General features: G+C 68.0%; 16 protein-coding genes. 11 read left to right on the forward strand and 5 right to left on the reverse strand.

The annotated features are described in order from the left end of the window. From BST28156_RS33590 to ptsP, 6 genes are all read left to right on the forward strand, one after another. On the forward strand, window positions 1-1,363 hold a 1,363-nt coding region (locus tag BST28156_RS33590), incomplete at its 5' end, for an ammonium transporter (protein WP_174904490.1). Between the two features lie 242 nt (window positions 1,364-1,605). After that, window positions 1,606-2,895, forward strand: coding sequence for a glutamate--cysteine ligase (gene gshA / locus BST28156_RS33595; RefSeq protein ID WP_174904491.1), 1,290 nt, complete (start codon window positions 1,606-1,608; stop codon window positions 2,893-2,895). A 27-nt stretch (window positions 2,896-2,922) separates the two neighbouring features. After that, a complete protein-coding gene (gene gshB, locus BST28156_RS33600) occupies window positions 2,923-3,879 on the forward strand; it encodes a glutathione synthase (protein ID WP_174904492.1) in 957 nt (318 codons plus the stop codon). 232 nt (window positions 3,880-4,111) lie between these two features. Next, a complete protein-coding gene (locus tag BST28156_RS33605) occupies window positions 4,112-4,582 on the forward strand; it encodes a PTS sugar transporter subunit IIA (protein WP_060246792.1) in 471 nt (156 codons plus the stop codon). Window positions 4,583-4,648: 66 nt separating this feature from the next. Continuing rightward, the gene (locus BST28156_RS33610; protein WP_009695680.1) at window positions 4,649-4,918 is read left to right on the forward strand and encodes an HPr family phosphocarrier protein; all 270 of its coding nucleotides are present in this window, start codon (window positions 4,649-4,651) and stop codon (window positions 4,916-4,918) included. A 202-nt stretch (window positions 4,919-5,120) separates the two neighbouring features. Further along, the gene (ptsP, locus tag BST28156_RS33615) at window positions 5,121-6,893 is read left to right on the forward strand and encodes a phosphoenolpyruvate--protein phosphotransferase (RefSeq protein WP_060246950.1); all 1,773 of its coding nucleotides are present in this window, start codon (window positions 5,121-5,123) and stop codon (window positions 6,891-6,893) included. A gap of 59 nt (window positions 6,894-6,952) precedes the next feature. On the opposite strand, the gene BST28156_RS33620 is transcribed toward ptsP, so the two are convergent. The 3 genes from BST28156_RS33620 to gpmA form a co-directional block, all read right to left on the reverse strand. Continuing rightward, window positions 6,953-7,705: a HesA/MoeB/ThiF family protein gene (locus tag BST28156_RS33620; RefSeq protein ID WP_060246794.1), complete on the reverse strand. Its 753-nt coding sequence runs from the start codon at window positions 7,703-7,705 to the stop codon at window positions 6,953-6,955. Between the two features lie 122 nt (window positions 7,706-7,827). Continuing rightward, window positions 7,828-9,378 carry a S41 family peptidase gene (locus BST28156_RS33625; protein WP_059601030.1) on the reverse strand — a complete coding sequence of 517 codons (1,551 nt, stop codon included), beginning with the start codon at window positions 9,376-9,378 and terminating at the stop codon, window positions 7,828-7,830. A 224-nt stretch (window positions 9,379-9,602) separates the two neighbouring features. Further along, window positions 9,603-10,349 (reverse strand): 2,3-diphosphoglycerate-dependent phosphoglycerate mutase, encoded by a 747-nt coding sequence (gene gpmA / locus BST28156_RS33630; RefSeq protein WP_009695676.1) that lies wholly within the window; start codon window positions 10,347-10,349, stop codon window positions 9,603-9,605. Window positions 10,350-10,484: 135 nt separating this feature from the next. Here gpmA and BST28156_RS33635 point away from each other — a divergent pair, with 135 nt between their 5' ends. From BST28156_RS33635 to BST28156_RS33655, 5 genes are all read left to right on the forward strand, one after another. Further along, complete coding sequence (locus tag BST28156_RS33635) at window positions 10,485-10,907, forward strand: rhodanese-like domain-containing protein (RefSeq protein ID WP_009695675.1); 423 nt, start codon at window positions 10,485-10,487, stop codon at window positions 10,905-10,907. Then, entirely contained in the window at window positions 10,904-11,164 is a 261-nt protein-coding gene (gene grxC, locus BST28156_RS33640) for a glutaredoxin 3 (RefSeq protein WP_009695674.1), read from the forward strand. Before BST28156_RS33635 ends, grxC begins: the two co-directional genes overlap by 4 nt. A gap of 102 nt (window positions 11,165-11,266) precedes the next feature. Further along, window positions 11,267-11,758 (forward strand): protein-export chaperone SecB, encoded by a 492-nt coding sequence (gene secB, locus BST28156_RS33645; RefSeq protein WP_059512623.1) that lies wholly within the window; start codon window positions 11,267-11,269, stop codon window positions 11,756-11,758. A gap of 26 nt (window positions 11,759-11,784) precedes the next feature. Continuing rightward, window positions 11,785-12,783 carry an NAD(P)H-dependent glycerol-3-phosphate dehydrogenase gene (locus tag BST28156_RS33650; protein WP_060246796.1) on the forward strand — a complete coding sequence of 333 codons (999 nt, stop codon included), beginning with the start codon at window positions 11,785-11,787 and terminating at the stop codon, window positions 12,781-12,783. A gap of 65 nt (window positions 12,784-12,848) precedes the next feature. After that, a complete protein-coding gene (locus BST28156_RS33655) occupies window positions 12,849-13,373 on the forward strand; it encodes an O-acetyl-ADP-ribose deacetylase (protein WP_174904493.1) in 525 nt (174 codons plus the stop codon). A 60-nt stretch (window positions 13,374-13,433) separates the two neighbouring features. Here BST28156_RS33655 and trmL read toward each other — a convergent pair whose 3' ends face one another. Together trmL and BST28156_RS33665 are read right to left on the reverse strand one after the other, a co-directional pair. Then, window positions 13,434-13,904 (reverse strand): tRNA (uridine(34)/cytosine(34)/5-carboxymethylaminomethyluridine(34)-2'-O)-methyltransferase TrmL, encoded by a 471-nt coding sequence (gene trmL, locus BST28156_RS33660; RefSeq protein ID WP_009695671.1) that lies wholly within the window; start codon window positions 13,902-13,904, stop codon window positions 13,434-13,436. Window positions 13,905-14,015: 111 nt separating this feature from the next. Further along, window positions 14,016-14,212: phosphoribosyltransferase family protein (locus tag BST28156_RS33665; RefSeq protein ID WP_302478098.1), on the reverse strand; the 197-nt coding region annotated here is incomplete at its 5' end.

Genomic DNA, 14,212 nt, shown 5'->3' on the forward strand with positions numbered 1-14,212 from the left:
CGCGGCCACGGCCTCCGCCGCCCCCGACGCTTCCGCCGCCGCCGCGGCACCGGCTTCGGGCGCCGCTTCGGCCCCCGCCGATGCATCGGCCGCCGCCGCGGCCGCTCCCGCCGCGCCGACCGCGCCGTTCTCGGTCGATTCGTCGAAGATCAGCGCGGGCGACACCGCGTGGATGCTGACGTCCACCGCGCTCGTGCTGTTCATGACGATCCCCGGCCTCGCGCTGTTCTACGCGGGCATGGTGCGCAAGAAGAACGTGCTCGCGACCGTGATGCAGAGCTTCGCGATCACCGCGCTGATCACGGTGCTGTGGACGGTGATCGGCTACAGCCTCGCGTTCACGCCGGGCAACGGCTTCATCGGCGGGCTGTCGCGCGTGTTCCTGCACGGGATGAACTACATCAAGGGCGACAAGGCGACGACGCTGACCGTCAGCCACCTCGCGACGACGATTCCGGAATCGGTCTACTTCGTCTACCAGATGACCTTCGCGATCATCACGCCGGCGCTGATCTGCGGCGCGTTCGCCGACCGCATGAAGTTCTCGGCGATGCTGGTGTTCATGACGCTCTGGTCGCTGATCGTCTATGTGCCGATCGCGCACATGGTGTGGGAGCCGACCGGCTGGCTGTCGGCGGACGGCGTGCTCGACTTCGCGGGCGGCACCGTCGTGCACATCAACGCCGGCATCGCGGGCCTGATGTCGTGCCTCGTGCTCGGCAAGCGCGTCGGCTACGGCCGCGAATCGATGGCGCCGCACAACCTGGTGCTGACGATGATCGGCGGCTCGATGCTGTGGGTCGGCTGGTTCGGCTTCAACGCGGGTTCGGCGGTCGCGGCCGACGGCCGTGCCGGCTTCGCGATGCTGACGACGCAAGTCGCGACGGCCTGCGCGGCGCTCGGCTGGATGTTTGCCGAATGGATCGCGAAGGGCAAGCCGTCGGTGCTCGGCATCGTGTCGGGCGCGGTCGCGGGTCTGGTCGCGATCACGCCGGCGGCCGGTTTCGTCGGCGTGGCGGGCGCGCTGGTGATCGGCATCGCGGCGGGCGTCGTGTGCTTCTGGTCGGCGACCTGGCTCAAGTCGAAGCTCGGCTACGACGATTCGCTCGACGCGTTCGGCGTGCACGGCGTGGGCGGGATCCTCGGCGCGCTGCTGACCGGCGTGTTCGCGGTGAAGGACATCGGCGGCGCCGACGGCAGCCTGCTGCTGCAGGCCAAGGGCGTGCTGATCACGCTCGTCTACAGCGGCGTGCTGAGCTTCGTGCTGCTGAAGCTGATCGACCTGACGATCGGCCTGCGCGTGACCGAGGAAGAGGAGCGCGAAGGCCTCGACGTGATCCTGCACGGCGAGCATGTCGAATAAACGATGACGATCACGGCGGGCAGTCGCGACGACGACGCCCGCCCCGAATGAGCGCAGCGACTTCGACCCGCCTTCCCGGCGGGTTTTTTTTCTCCTGCAGCGCGGCCCCGCAGCGGATAACCCTGCGCGCTATCGGGTCAATAGCCAGAAACTTCCTCCATATCCTTGTGAAGGCGGGAACAATCCCCAAATGGGCAAGGCAATTGCTCTACAATCTTCATTCTCCCGCTCGCGAGTGATTCATGGTTCCCCACCTCGTTACCGCGTTGAACGGTCCGCTGCTCGAACTCGAGCAGAAGATCCTCGACGCGACGCCTGCGATCGAACGCTGGTTCAGGCTCGAATGGCAGGAACACACGCCGCCGTTCTATTGTTCGGTGGACCTGCGCAATGCCGGCTTCAAGCTGGCGCCCGTCGACGCGAACCTGTTTCCCGGCGCGTTCAACAATCTGCCGTCCGAAGTGCTGCCGCTCGCCGTGCAGGCCGCGATGGCCGCGATCGAGAAGATCTGCCCGGACGCGAAGAACCTGCTCGTGATTCCCGAGCTGCCGACCCGCAACGCGTTCTACCTGGAAAACGTCGCGCGGCTCGCGACGATCATGCGCCAGGCCGGCCTGAACGTGCGCTTCGGCTCGCTCGACCCGAGCATCACCGACATCACGCCGATCACGCTGGCCGACGGCCAGAAGATCGTGCTCGAACCGCTCGAGCGTTCGCAGCGCCGTCTCGGCCTGAAGAACTTCGATCCGTGTTCGATCCTGCTGAACAACGACCTGTCGGCCGGCATTCCGGCCGTGCTGGAAAACCTGCACGAACAGTACCTGCTGCCGCCGCTGCACGCGGGCTGGGCCGTGCGCCGCAAGTCGACGCACTTCGCGTGCTACGACGACGTCGCGAAGAAGTTCGCGAAGATGGTCGGCGTCGATCCGTGGATGGTGAATCCGTATTTCGCGCACGTCGAAGGCGTCGACTGGCAGGCGCATGAAGGCGAGCAGGCGCTCGCCGACGCGATCGACGGCGTGCTGAAGAAGATCGCGCGCAAGTACCGCGAATACGGCATCAGCGAGAAGCCTTACGTGGTCGTGAAGGCCGATGCGGGCACCGCCGGGCGCGGCGTGATGACCGTGCACGACGCGGCCGAGATCGGCCGCCTGTCGAAGGCCGAGCGCGAGCAGATGGCCGAGTCGAAGGCCGGCCTCGCGGTGCGCGACGTGATCGTGCAGGAAGGCGTGTATACGTTCGAGCGCGTCGGCGACGAAGTCGCGGAGCCGGTCGTCTACATGATCGACCGCTACGTGGTCGGCGGCTTCTACCGCACGCACGGCGGCCGCGAGCGCGACCAGAACCTGAACGCGCCCGGCATGCACTACGTGCCGCTCGGCTTCGAGCACACCGCGCTGCCGGATGCCGGCGCCAAGCCCGGCGCCGCGCCGCCGAACCGCTTCTACATGTACGGCGTCGTCGCGCGGCTGTCGCTGATCGCGTCGTCGATCGAACTGGAAAAGACCGATCCCGAAGCCATCCAGGTGTAACGGACCTTCGCTACGTACAGGACCCGCATGGACATTCTTTTTATCGCCGACCCGCTCGAGCGCTTCAAGATCTACAAGGATTCGACCTACGCGATGATGGCGGAGGCCGCGCGGCGCGGGCATGCGATCTACGCGTGCGAGCCGCAGCAGCTCGCATGGACGGGCTCGGCCGTCGAGGCCGACGTGCGGCGCATCACCTTCGTCGGCGAACTGGACGATCTGCATCGCGAGACCTGGTACGACGCGGGGCCTGTCGACGCGCGCCGCCTCGAATCGTTCGGCGCGGTGCTGATGCGCAAGGATCCGCCGTTCGACATGGAGTACGTGACTTCAACGTGGCTGCTCGAACTGGCCGAGCGCGCGGGCGCGCGCGTGTTCAACCGCGCGCAGTCGATCCGCGACCATTCGGAGAAGCTCGCGATCGGCGAGTTTCCGCAGTTCGTCGCGCCCACGCTGGTCACGCGCGACGCAAAGCGGCTGCGCGCATTCCACGCCGAGCACGGCGACGTGATCCTGAAGCCGCTCGACGGCATGGGCGGGATGGGCGTGTTCCGCGTGAAGCCGGACGGCATGAACCTCGGCTCGATCATCGAGATGCTGAGCCACGACGGCACGCGCTCGGTGATGGCGCAGAAATTCATTCCCGAGATCAAGGCCGGCGACAAGCGCATCCTGCTGATCGGCGGCGAGCCGGTGCCGTATTCGCTCGCGCGGATTCCGCAGGGCAGCGAGGTGCGCGGCAATCTCGCCGCGGGCGGGCTCGGCGTCGCGCAGCCGCTGACCGAGCGCGATCGCGAGATCGCCGCGGCGCTCGGCCCGGTGCTCGCGTCGCGCGGGCTGCTGCTGGTCGGCCTCGACGCGATCGGCGACTGGCTGACCGAGGTGAATGTCACGAGCCCGACGTGTTTCCGCGAAATCATGGAGCAGACGGGTTTCGACGTCGCCGCGATGTTCGTCGACGCGCTGGAGCGCGCGGCCGCGTAGGCTGCGTTGCGCGCAAGACCGGCGGCGGCCGCGCAGGTCCCCCGTCGCCGGCCCGGCATGACCGGCCTGCTACAATGCCCGCTTGCCCGGCGCCGCGCTGCGACGCGCCGAAGGCCCGGCGGTCGGGCCGCTACTGTTGCAAGGCTGAACATGAAACGATCCCCATACTCGCTACGCTCGTTGCCCCGCCGCGGGGTGTCGGCCCGCCAGGGGCGGCCGGGAGCGATCTGACATGGCCGGGATTCTGATCATCGCGCACGCGCCGCTCGCGACCGCGCTGCGGGACTGCATCGCGCACATCTACGGCGGCGTGCCCGCACGCATCGGCTGTATCGACGTGCAGGCGGACAGCGATCCGACCCAGGTGATGGCGTTCGCGCACGCGGAACTCGCGCGGCTCAAGGAAGAGAACGGCGCGGTCGTGCTGACCGACATGTACGGTGCGACGCCGGCGAACATCGCGGGCCAGCTCGCAAAGCTCGCGAACGTGCGCGTGCTGGCGGGCGTGAACCTGCCGATGCTGGTGCGTGCGGTCTGCTATCGTACGATGCCGCTCGACAAGCTCGTCGACAAGGCGTTGTCCGGCGGGGCGAAGGGCGTCCACGAAGTTGCGGCCGGCGCACCGCCGCCGCCGTCGGAAACCGGCTGCGGGCAGTGCGCGCCGATTCCGCCCGAGCCGCAGCCGCGCACCGAATCACACTGAGCATCCGTTTTAGACCGTGCCGCCGACGCGCGCCGCCGGCGGCCCCGACCGACCCGACCGAGAATCATGCTTCAACAAGAAACCACCATCGTCAACAAATTGGGGCTCCATGCGCGCGCCTCGGCCAAGCTCACGCAACTCGCCGGCAATTTCCAGTCGGAAGTCTGGATGTCGCGCAACGGGCGCAAGATCAATGCGAAGAGCATCATGGGCGTGATGATGCTGGCGGCGGGCATCGGCAGTACGGTCACGATCGAGACCGAAGGGCCCGACGAAAAGGAAGCGATGGACGCGCTGCTGAAGCTGATTGCCGACAAGTTCGGCGAAGGGCAATGACCCGACGCACAGGATCGTTTCAGATTCCAGTCAGAATGCCGCGGATTCCGCGGCATTTTTTTCGCCGGCAGCATTGATGCAGAACGCGCAATGCTGCGCTGCATGCAGTCAGCGGCAACGTGCGGAATTTATAATCGGTATCCGGGGTCATAAGCGCATCGCAGCAGTGTGCCGCGGCTTTACATGTACAGAGGAGGTGCGCGTGTCCTTCACGCTGCATGGCATTCCCGTCTCAAGAGGTATCGCGATCGGGCGAGCGTATCTGATCGCGCCGGCGGCGCTCGACGTCGCCCATTACCTGGTCGAGGCGACCCAGATCGACGCCGAGGTCGAGCGCTTCCGCACGGCGCTCGATGCCGTGCATCGCGAACTCGACGCGCTGCGCGCCGACCTGACCGACGATACCCCGAGCGAAGTCGGCGCATTCATCGACGTACACGCGATGATCCTGGGCGACGCGATGCTCGTCCAGGAGACCATCGACCTGATCCGTGCGCGGCGCTACAACGTCGAATGGGCGCTGACCGAGCAGCTCGAACTGCTTACGCGCCACTTCGACGACATCGAGGACGAATACCTGCGCGAGCGCAAGGCCGACATCGAACAGGTGGTCGAGCGCGTGCTGAAGGCGCTCGCCGGGGCGCCGTCCGCCGCGCAGGCGCTCGACGGCGCGGCCGCGAACGGCACCAATGAGATGATCGTCGTCGCGCACGACATCGCGCCGGCCGACATGATGCAGTTCAAGACGCAAACGTTTCAGGCGTTCGTCACCGATCTCGGCGGCCGCACGTCGCACACCGCGATCGTCGCGCGCAGCCTCGGCATTCCGGCCGCGGTCGGCGTGCAGCATGCGAGCGCGCTGATCCGCCAGGACGACCTGATCATCGTCGACGGCGACCAGGGCATCGTGATCGTCGATCCGGCGCCGATCGTCCTCGAGGAATATTCGTACCGGCAGTCGGAGAAGCTACTCGAGCAGCGCAAGCTGCAGCGCCTGAAGTTCTCGCCGACGCAGACCTTGTGCGGCACGCCGATCGCGCTGTACGCGAACATCGAGCTGCCCGACGACGCGAAGGCGGCCGTCGAGGCCGGCGCGGTCGGCGTCGGGCTGTTTCGTTCGGAATTCCTGTTCATGCATCAGAAGGAGATGCCCGAGGAGGAAGAGCAGTTCGCCGCGTACAAGCGCGCGGTCGAGTGGATGAAGGGGATGCCCGTCACGATCCGCACGATCGACGTCGGCGCGGACAAGCCGCTCGAGGCGCTCGACGAAGGCTACGAAACCGCGCCGAACCCGGCGCTGGGCCTGCGCGCGATTCGCTGGAGCCTGTCCGAGCCGCAGATGTTCCTCACGCAATTGCGCGCGATCCTGCGCGCGTCCGCGTTCGGGCAGGTGAAGATCCTGATCCCGATGCTCGCGCACGCGCAGGAGATCGACCAGACGCTCGACCTGATCCGCGAGGCGAAGCGCCAGCTCGACGACGCGGGGCTCGCCTACGATCCGAACGTGCGCATCGGCGCGATGATCGAGATTCCGGCCGCGGCGATCGCATTGCCGCTGTTCCTGAAGCGCTTCGATTTCCTGTCGATCGGCACCAACGACCTGATCCAGTACACGCTCGCGATCGACCGCGCGGACAACGCGGTCGCGCACCTGTACGACCCGCTGCATCCGGCGGTGCTGCACCTGATCGCGTACACGCTGCGCGAAGCGAAGCGCGCGGGCGTGCCGGTGTCGGTGTGCGGCGAGATGGCCGGCGATCCGGCGCTCACGCGCCTGCTGCTCGGGATGGGGCTCACCGAGTTCTCGATGCATCCGAGCCAGTTGCTGGTCGTCAAGCAGGAGATCCTGCGCGCGCACCTGAAGGCGCTCGAGAAGCCGGCGGCCGACGTGCTCGCCGCATTCGAGCCGGAGGAAGTGCAGGCGGCGCTGAAGCGTCTCGCGGTCGCGGAACCGCGCGCGGACGCCGCCGCGTAGCGTTCGCTATCGTTGCACCGTGTCACGCATGCGCGCGCGGCGCATGCGTTCGATGCGCGTCAGTGCCGGCCCTCGCATACGGGGCAGTCGGCCTGGCGCGCGATCTTCATCGTGGTCCATTCCATGCGCAGCGCATCGAGCATCATCAGCCGGCCGTTGAGCGTCGTGCCGATTCCGCCGATCACGCGCAGCGCCTCGGCGGCCTGCATCGCGCCGATGATGCCGACCGTCGGCGCGAACACGCCCATCGTCGCGCACGCGACTTCCTCGAACGGCTGGTCTTCCGGAAACACGCACGCATAGCAGGGCGCGGCCGCGTCGCGGAAGTCGAACGTGCTGATCTGCCCGTCGAAGCGCAGCGCGGCGCCCGACACGAGCGGCACGCCGTGCGCGACGCACGCGCGGTTGATCGCGTGGCGCGTCGCGAAGTTGTCGGTGCAGTCGAGCACGACGCTCGCGCGCGGCACGTGTTCGTCGAGCCACGCGTCGTCGACGCGGGCGGCGACCGCGTGCACGGTCACCTCGGGATTCAGCCGCGCGAGCGTGTCGCGGCCCGATTCGACCTTGCTGCGGCCGACCGACGCCGTCGCGTGCAGGATCTGCCGCTGCAGGTTCGTGAGATCGACCGTGTCCGCGTCGACCAGCGTGATTGTGCCGACGCCGGATGCCGCGAGGTACATCGCCGCGGGCGAGCCGAGGCCGCCCGCGCCGACGACGATCGCATGCGCGTCGAGAAAGCGTTGCTGGGCCTCGATGCCGATTTCGTCGACGAGGATGTGGCGGGAGTAGCGGAGGAGTTGGTCGTCGTTCATGGGGCGTATCGGGCGAAGCGCGCCGCGGGCGGCGGCGCGTGCATGTTCGCGTATTGTAGGCGCGCATGAAAAACGGGCCATCGCGGTCTTCCCGCGATGGCCCGTCGGATGCCGCTCGGCGCTTACTGCGGCGTCGACGCGGGCTTCGGGGCGGACGCCGGCTTCGCGCTCGCGCCCGACGCCTTCGCTGCCGCGGCCGGCTTGCCCGCCGGGCTCTTCGCCGTGCTCTCGGCGAGCAGCGACTTCGATTCCTGGACCGGCTTGCCTTCGAGCTTGTTGAGCGCCTGCTGCATCATGAAGTCGTCGGCGCTGCCGAACTCGATCGGCTTGCGATCGCGATCCTTCTGGCGCTGCTCCGGCGTCTTCTTGTCGTTCTGCTCCTCGAGGATGCGCAGCTGATCCATGCGGCGCTGCTCGCGCTCTTCCTGTTCCTTCTTCTCGTTCGGATCCTGCGTGTTCGCGAGGTGGTTCGAGTAGTCGACCTCGCGCGTCACGAGCACGTCGTCCGGATCGCCGTCCGCATACTGATCGACCGGCACGTCGGGCGTGATGCCCTTGTTCTGGATCGACCGGCCGCTCGGCGTGTAGTAGTACGCGGTCGTCAGGCGCAGCGCGGTGTCGGCCGTCATCGGGCGGACTGTCTGCACCGAGCCCTTGCCGAACGTCGTCTTGCCCATGATCTGCGCGCGCTTCGAATCCTGCAGCGCGCCGGCGACGATTTCCGATGCCGACGCCGAATAGGCGTTGGTCAGCACGACCATCGGCACCGTCTTGAAGATCGGCGGCAGGTTCTTCAGCGGATCGCCGTCGAAGGACGGCAGGCGATAGTTGTCGTAGGTGTCGCGGTAGACCTGCTTCGAATCGGGGATCTGGCCGTTGGTCGACACGACGACGGAGTCGGGCGGCAGGAACGCGCCGGCGACGCCGACCGCGCTCTGCAGCAGGCCGCCGCCGTTGTTGCGCAGATCGAGGATCAGGCCCTTCAGGTTCGGCTGCTGGCGCGCGATGTCCTGCAGCTTCGCGGCGAGATCCGGCGTCGTGCGCTCCTGGAAGCTCGTGATGCGGATGTACGCGTAGCCCGGGTCGAGCATCTTCATCTTCACGCTCTGGACCTTGATGATCGCGCGCGTGACCGTGACCGGGAACGTGCGGTCGTCGCTCTTGCGGAAGATCGTCAGCGTGACCTTGGTGCCCGGCTCGCCGCGCATCTGCTTGACGGCCTTGTCGAGCGTCATGCCGCGCACCGGCTTGTCGTTGATGCGCGTGATCAGGTCGCCCGGGCGGATGCCGGCGCGGAACGCAGGGGTATCTTCGATCGGCGAGATCACCTTGACGAGGCCGTCTTCCTGCGAGATCTCGATGCCGAGACCCGCGAAGCGGCCCTTCGTCTGCTCCTGCAGCTCGTCATAGTCGGTCTTGTCGAGGAACGACGAGTGCGGGTCGAGGCTCGATACCATGCCCTTGATCGCCGCCGTCAGCAGCTTCTTGTCGTCGACCGGCTCGACGTACTCGCGCTTGATCTGGCCGAACACTTCCGCGAACAGGCGGAGCTGGTCGAGGGGAAGCGGCGCCGTGGCGGTCTGCTCGGCCGATGCGGAAATCTGCAGCGTGGCGAACACGCCCGTGGCGAGGCCCGCGGCAATCAGGCCGATGTTCTTCAATTTCATTCGCATAGAGAGTCTGGTGCGGTCGGGAAGCGCGTGGCGGTAGCGGAGATGTAGCGGACAAGTATAACTGTTCGTCCGATTACTCAGTGGAACGGTGCGAAACGGATCCGGCGGATGGCGCCGGCCGGGCCTGCCCGGCGGCGCGCGCAACGCGCTCGAAGCGGGTTCGACAGTGCCCGGGCCGCGAAGGTTCGCGCGGCCCGGGCGGGCCGCACCGCAGGGGGCGGACCTTAGCCGGCCTTGCCCTGCTTCGCGACGGCGGCCTGCGCCTTCGCGATCGCGTCCGGGTCGCCGAGGTAATAGTGCTGGATCGGCTTCAGGTTTTCGTCGAGCTCGTACACCAGCGGCACGCCGTTCGGGATGTTCAGGCCGACGATGTCGCTGTCCGAAATATCGTCGAGGTACTTGATCAGCGCGCGCAGCGAGTTGCCGTGCGCGGCGATCAGCACCTGCTTGCCGGCGCGGATCGCCGGCGCGATCGATTCGTTCCACAGCGGCAGCACGCGCGCGACCGTGTCCTTCAGGCACTCGGTGAGCGGCAGCTGCTCGCGCGGCACCTTCGCGTAGCGCGGGTCGTTGTACGGCGCGCGCTCGTCGGTCGGCTCGAGCGCGGGCGGCGGCGTGTCGTAGCTGCGGCGCCACACGAGCACCTGGTCGTCGCCGAACTTCGCGGCCGTTTCCGCCTTGTTCAGGCCCGACAGCGCGCCGTAGTGGCGCTCGTTCAGGCGCCACGAGTGGACCACCGGCAGGTACATCTGGTCCATCCGGTCCTGCACGTGCCACAGCGTGCGGATCGCGCGCTTGAGCACCGACGTATACGCGATGTCGAACGCGTAGCCGGCCTCCTTGAGCAATTCGCCGGCCTGGTAGGCCTCGTTGCGACCCTGTTCGGTGAGGTCGACGTCGACCCAGCCGGTGAAGCGGTTTTCCTTGTTCCACGTCGATTCGCCGTGGCGGATGAGAACGAGTTTGTACATGGATCTTGCGGTCGGTAGTGAAGGAAGCGGTACGCGTCGCACGGCGCCCGACCCCGGGCGCGCCATCGCGCAAGTCGGTTATTTTATAATGGCGGGATTGTCCTTTTCCGATTTCTCTTTTTCCGGCGGAATTCCGTGAAGTTCTTTACCGATTACACGAACCTGGCCCTCATCGCGATCCTGCTGGTGTCGGGCGGCCTGCTGGCCTGGCCGGCGCTGCGCCGCGGCCGCGGCGGCCTGTCGGCTGCCGAGGCGACGCAGCTCATCAATCGCCGCAACGCGGTCGTGATCGACGTGCGCGCCGCGTCCGAATTCGCGGCGGGGCATCTGCCGTCGGCACGCCAGGTCGCGGCGGGCGAGATCGGCGCGAAAATTGCGCAGGTTGCGAAGAACAAGAGCACCCCGGTGCTGCTCGTCTGCCAGAACGGCCAGCAGTCGCAGAAGGCGGCGCGCGAGGTCGAGGCGGCGGGCTATGCCGAGGTGCACGTGCTGGAAGGCGGCGTCGCCGCCTGGCAGCAGGCCGGGATGCCGGTCGTCAAACAAGGAGTGGCGAAGTGAACAAGGTAGTCATGTACAGCACCCAGGTGTGCCCGTATTGCATCCAGGCCGAGCGCCTGCTGAAGCTGCGCGGCGTCGAGCAGATCGAGAAGGTGCTGATCGACCGCGATCCGGCGCGCCGCGAGGAGATGATGACGCGCACGGGCCGTCGCACGGTCCCGCAGATCTACATCGGCGACACGCACGTCGGCGGCTACGACGATCTGTCGAAGCTCGACCGCGAAGGCGGCCTCGTGCCGCTTCTGCAAGCGGCCTGATTAGGGCAGAATGGCCGCCGGCCGCGCCGCGGCCTGCGCGCAGGATTCATCCGGGGACGCCGGCAGCAGCCGGCGGCCCGTTACCACTTTTAGGGAAACACCATGTCCGACGTCGAAAATCAACCGTTCTTCAACATCCAGCGCGTCTACCTGAAGGATATGTCGCTCGAGCAGCCGAATTCGCCGGCGATCTTCCTCGAGCAGGACATGCCGTCGGTTGAAGTCGAAGTCGACGTGAAGGCCGAGCGCCTGGCCGAGAGCGTGTTCGAAGTCGTCGTGTCGGGCACCGTCACCGCGAAGGTGAAGGACAAGGTCGCGTTCCTGATCGAAGCGAAGCAGGCCGGCATTTTCGACATCCGCAACATTCCGGACGAACAGCTCGACCCGCTGGTCGGCATCGCGTGCCCGACGATCCTGTTCCCGTACCTGCGCTCGAACATCGCCGACGCGATCACGCGCGCGGGCTTCCCGCCGATCCACCTCGCGGAAATCAACTTCCAGGCGCTGTACGAGCAGCGTCTCGCGCAGCTTCAGCAGCAGAGCGGCGCAGCAGGCGCACCGAACGGCGCGCCGAATGGCACGACGCTGAACTGACGTTTCGCTGCGGACCGGTGCTGGGTATGAAAGTAGCCGTTCTCGGCGCCGGTGCCTGGGGCACCGCGCTCGCGGGCCATCTGGCCGCGCGGCACGACACGCTTCTCTGGGCGCGCGACGCCGCGCTGATCGCCGGGCTGCAGGCCCGGCACGAAAATTCCCGCTATCTGGACGGCATCGCGCTGCCCGACGCGTTGCGCTACGACGCCGAGCTCGGCGTCGCGCTCGCGCACGGCGCCGCGGACGACGCATTGTGCGTGATCGCCGCGCCGGTGGCCGGGCTGCGCACGCTGTGCCGCGCGATGCGCGATGCGGGCTGCGTGCCTGCGCATGTCGTATGGGTCTGCAAGGGTTTCGAGGCCGACACGCATCTGCTGCCGCATCAGGTGATCGCGGCCGAACTGCCCGAGCAGCGCAGCAACGGCGTGCTGTCGGGGCCGAGTTTCGCGCGCGAGGTCGGGCAGGGGCTGCCCGTCGCGCTGACGGTCGCGAGCGCGTCCGCCGCCTGCCGCGAGCGCACGCTCGCCGCGTTCCATCACGGCGCGATGCGGATCTACACGGGCGACGACGTGGTCGGCGTCGAGGTGGGCGGCGCGGTGAAGAACGTGCTCGCGATCGCGACCGGCATCGCCGACGGGCTCGGCCTCGGGCTGAACGCGCGCGCCGCGCTGATCACGCGCGGGCTTGCCGAGATGTCGCGGCTGGGCGTTGCGCTCGGCGGCCGCACGGAAACCTTCACGGGCCTCACGGGCCTCGGCGACCTGATCCTCACCGCGACCGGCGACTTGTCGCGCAACCGCACGGTCGGCCTGCAACTCGCGACCGGCCGGTCGCTGAACGACATCCTCGGTGCGCTCGGCCATGTGGCCGAAGGCGTGCGCTGCGCGCAAGCCGTGCTCGCGATCGCGCGCGCGCATGCGATCGAGATGCCGATCACCGAAGCCGTCTGTGGCGTGCTGTTCGACGGCATCGCGCCGCGCGACGCAGTCAGCGGGCTGCTGCGGCGGGACGCGCGCGCCGAGTAACGCCGCGCGCGATGTGCGAAAGCGCACTACGCTTGAACCGTCTCCGGCGTTTTCGGGAGGGTGTCATGCTGCAGATCGGTTCCACCACGCTCGACGCACAGCTCGTCGACATCACGACGCTCGACGTCGACGCGATCGTCAATGCCGCGAACGGTTCGCTGCTCGGCGGCGGCGGTGTCGACGGCGCGATTCACCGCGCGGCCGGCCCCGGCCTGCTCGCCGAATGCCGCACGCTCGGCGGCTGCGACACGGGCGACGCGAAGCTCACGCGCGGCCATGCGCTAGCGGCGCGCTACGTGATCCATGCGGTCGGCCCGGTGTGGCACGGCGGCGGCCGCGGCGAGCCCGAGCTGCTCGCGTCGTGCTACCGGCGCGCGCTCGAGCTGGCCGAGGAGGTCGCCGCGACGTCGATCGCGTTTCCGGCGATCAGCTGCGGGATCTACCGCTATCCGGCCGACGAGGCCGTCGACATTGCGGTCGGCACCGTCGTCGAGATGCTGCCGCAGGCGCCGAGCGTCGCACGCGTGGTGTTCGCGTGCTTTTCCCCCGACATCCACGAGTTGTATCGCGCGCGGCTCGCGCGCCGGTAGTGCTGGCTGGCCGCGTTGGCGGCACTGGCGGGCGGATCGCCGCGCGCCGTCCGGGCACCGTCATGCGCCGCCTTCGAAGCCCGCCTGGCGCCATGCCTCGAACACGACCACGGCGACCGTGTTCGACAGGTTCAGGCTGCGGTTGCCCGGCCGCATCGGCAGGCGCACGCGCTGCTCGTTCGCGAAGCGCTCGAGCACGTCGGCGGACAGGCCGCGCGTTTCCGAGCCGAACACGAACCAGTCGCCCGGCAGGAACGCATGGTCGTGGAAACGGCCCGAACCGCGGGTCGTGAACGCGAACATGCGCGCCGGGTCGGGCGATTCGGCCGCGACGAACGCGTCCCAGTCGCGATGCACCTGCATCTGCGCATATTCGTGATAGTCGAGGCCCGCGCGGCGCATTTTCGCGTCGTCGAGCGGGAAGCCGAGCGGCTCGATCAGGTGCAGGCGCGCGCCCGTATTGGCGCACAGGCGGATCACGTTGCCGGTGTTCGGCGGAATTTCGGGAGCGACGAGGACGACGTTGAACATGTTTCGGTCTGGCTGGGCCGTGCGCGGCCGGGCGGTTCGGCCCGGGCGCAGCGGCCGGTTCATGGCGGCCCGGCCGCACGGCGGCGGCCGGCCTTCGATTCTGCTATCTAATTAATCCCTCGCGGTGCGCAGCGCAACCAGATTCGTCACGCGCGCGGCGCCGGCCGCCTTCAGCGCATGCGCGGCGGCCGCGAGCGTCGCGCCCGACGTCATCACGTCGTCGACCAGCGCCACGTGGCGGCCCGCGACGTCGCCCGCGACCGCGAAGGCCGCGGCGACGTTGTCGCGCCGCGCGCGCCGGTCGAGCC

Origin of the sequence: Burkholderia pseudomultivorans, assembly GCF_902499075.1 — a bacterium.
Taxonomy (GTDB): Bacteria; Pseudomonadota; Gammaproteobacteria; order Burkholderiales; family Burkholderiaceae; genus Burkholderia; species Burkholderia pseudomultivorans.

What these genes read in the sequence shown, in the direction of transcription:
- gshA (WP_174904491.1), top strand. Translation starts at nt 1,606, where the DNA reads ATGGTTCCCCACCTCGTTACCGCGTTGAACGGTCCGCTGCTCGAACTC.
- gshB (WP_174904492.1), top strand. Translation starts at nt 2,923, where the DNA reads ATGGACATTCTTTTTATCGCCGACCCGCTCGAGCGCTTCAAGATCTAC.
- BST28156_RS33605 (WP_060246792.1), top strand. Translation starts at nt 4,112, where the DNA reads ATGGCCGGGATTCTGATCATCGCGCACGCGCCGCTCGCGACCGCGCTG.
- BST28156_RS33610 (WP_009695680.1), top strand. Translation starts at nt 4,649, where the DNA reads ATGCTTCAACAAGAAACCACCATCGTCAACAAATTGGGGCTCCATGCG.
- BST28156_RS33620 (WP_060246794.1), bottom strand. Translation starts at nt 7,705, where the DNA reads ATGAACGACGACCAACTCCTCCGCTACTCCCGCCACATCCTCGTCGAC.
- BST28156_RS33625 (WP_059601030.1), bottom strand. Translation starts at nt 9,378, where the DNA reads ATGCGAATGAAATTGAAGAACATCGGCCTGATTGCCGCGGGCCTCGCC.
- gpmA (WP_009695676.1), bottom strand. Translation starts at nt 10,349, where the DNA reads ATGTACAAACTCGTTCTCATCCGCCACGGCGAATCGACGTGGAACAAG.
- secB (WP_059512623.1), top strand. Translation starts at nt 11,267, where the DNA reads ATGTCCGACGTCGAAAATCAACCGTTCTTCAACATCCAGCGCGTCTAC.
- BST28156_RS33650 (WP_060246796.1), top strand. Translation starts at nt 11,785, where the DNA reads ATGAAAGTAGCCGTTCTCGGCGCCGGTGCCTGGGGCACCGCGCTCGCG.
- BST28156_RS33655 (WP_174904493.1), top strand. Translation starts at nt 12,849, where the DNA reads ATGCTGCAGATCGGTTCCACCACGCTCGACGCACAGCTCGTCGACATC.
- trmL (WP_009695671.1), bottom strand. Translation starts at nt 13,904, where the DNA reads ATGTTCAACGTCGTCCTCGTCGCTCCCGAAATTCCGCCGAACACCGGC.